This window comes from Porphyromonas sp. C0026D3, assembly GCF_056590775.1.
The window spans coordinates 1-1,267 of record NZ_JBWPWU010000019.1; the positions used below are offsets into that span (position 1 = coordinate 1).

General features: G+C 36.9%; 2 protein-coding genes. Both read left to right on the forward strand.

The annotated features are described in order from the left end of the window. The coding region (locus AC1EK1_RS08310; protein ID WP_480309176.1) for a PhoU domain-containing protein at positions 1–229 on the forward strand (229 nt) is incomplete at its 5' end. A 90-nt stretch (positions 230–319) separates the two neighbouring features. Beyond that, on the forward strand, positions 320–1,177 hold the full coding sequence (locus AC1EK1_RS08315) for an IS982 family transposase (RefSeq protein WP_034535696.1): 858 nt from the start codon (positions 320–322) through the stop codon (positions 1,175–1,177). Positions 1,178–1,267: the final 90 nt, after the last annotated feature.

Genomic DNA, 1,267 nt, shown 5'->3' on the forward strand with positions numbered 1-1,267 from the left:
CGTTCGTGAACAAAAGCGACTTTTAGAAAAGATGATGGCTAATGGTGAATCAATCCCTTCATATGAGCAATATGTAAGTGTAATTCGCACTCTTGAACGTGCAGGAGACCACATTGTAAATCTTGCTGAATGGGTTATCTATATTGCAAGTGGCAAGTTAGTTGAATTAAATCCAGGTAAAACTGATCCTGAATTAGTTGAAAAAGGGTTAAAAAAAAGTAATGAATAACGCGTGGTGCTAGTTAAATCGTTTTAGTTAATAAAAAGTCCAATCTTGTTAGACTCAACTTGTATAATAATAGAAAAGAGCCTGATCTGATTGAACTGCCTTAAGCTTAAGCGTTTTAGCCACCATTTACAAGTTAGTTTTAAAGATTTAGTGATAATTTGTCGGCACTGGTATCGTTTGTATGCACCGGCTGAGTTTACTCATCGGCGAAATATTGATCAAATTAAAACTACGGACAGTCTGATTTTGGCTTTACTTATCTGGCAAGCTAAGACAGGAATTGAATCACAAAGAAGATTCTGTGAATGTTTCAATTGTTTATCACACTCACGTTTTAATCGGCGTTCACGTCAGCTATTGCAATTGATTTATCAGATACGGCAAGAAATGAATAAAAAGGTTGACCTGAATGGACATTTCTTGATCATTGACAGCTTTCCGGTACCTGTTTGCCAACCAATTCGCAACTATCGTGCTAAAATTTTTCGCGGTTATGCCAACATTGGTTATAAGGCCACCAAGAAAATTTACTTCTATGGTTTCAAAGTTCATGCCATTGTTAGCGATGACGGTTACATTCTTGATTATGTCGTAACAAAAGCATCAGTTCATGATGCCAGGGAGACAGTTGAACTGCTGGAAAATGCCCATCCATCTAATTACTATCTTCTTGGCGACGAAGGCTATTTAGGCAAAGAACTGCATCAACAGCTAAAACAAATGGGTTATGAACTTTGGACACCATATCGTAAAAATATGACAGGAGCTAAAAAGCACAATGATCATCAATTGATGGCTATTCGCAGAACAATTGAAAGCGACTTTTCGCTTCTGACCTATTACAATGCCGAGAACAATCGAGCACGTAGTCTGATAGGCTTTCAAAGCCGGTTGGAAATTGCAATTTTAGCTTATAATTTGGCTTATTGTCTAGAACGATTTAACTAGCACCACGCGTAGTGCTAATATCTTTTTCAATTAATCAAAACTTTCCGAATTATTTTTACAACTGGAGGATATAATGGTCGATTTAACAAG